At 63.3% G+C, this 491-nt stretch carries 1 protein-coding gene; it reads left to right on the forward strand.

Going from position 1 to position 491, the window contains the following annotated elements; all coding sequences use genetic code 11:
* Nucleotides 1-340: 340 nt before the first annotated feature.
* A partial coding sequence (locus AACY49_RS30560; RefSeq protein WP_339528010.1) for a single-stranded DNA-binding protein occupies nt 341-491 on the forward strand: 151 nt, incomplete at its 3' end.

The raw sequence follows: 491 nt of genomic DNA on the forward strand, positions 1-491 counted from the left end.
CGACAGTCCGAAATGGGAAAATGGGTTGACCGGCGGTGATGGCAACTGTCGGGCGTATTTGCTGCGGCGATAGCGCAAGGGTTCTGCAGCGGTTCCTGGCGTCACAGGACCTAAGCGACCATCCCTTCTTTTTGACCTGATCCCTAAGTCGGTCGTTCGGTGCTTCCAACCCGCTCCCCTTCGGGCCGAGTTGCCGTGAGCCACGGCTGCCCGCACCACCCCTCGTGTCGGGGTTCTCCTGCGCCGCTTGCGCGCTTCGGTGGAAGCACCGCCCATGCCCGCCTTTTTCGGGGGTCAGTCGAAGGGATGGTCCCTTCGGCACCAAAAAAGGAACCTCGACATGCAGAACCTCGTCATCCTCGCCGGCAATGTCGGCGCCACGCCGGAAGCCCGCACCACCCAGGGCGGCACCAAGATCACCCACTTCAGCCTCGCGACTTCGCGGCCCAAGCGGGACAGCAACGGCAAGATCGTCAAGGACGACAATGGCC

The sequence above is a fragment of the Pseudomonas sp. EL_65y_Pfl2_R96 genome (genome assembly GCF_963970905.1).
Lineage (GTDB): Bacteria > Pseudomonadota > Gammaproteobacteria > Pseudomonadales > Pseudomonadaceae > Aquipseudomonas.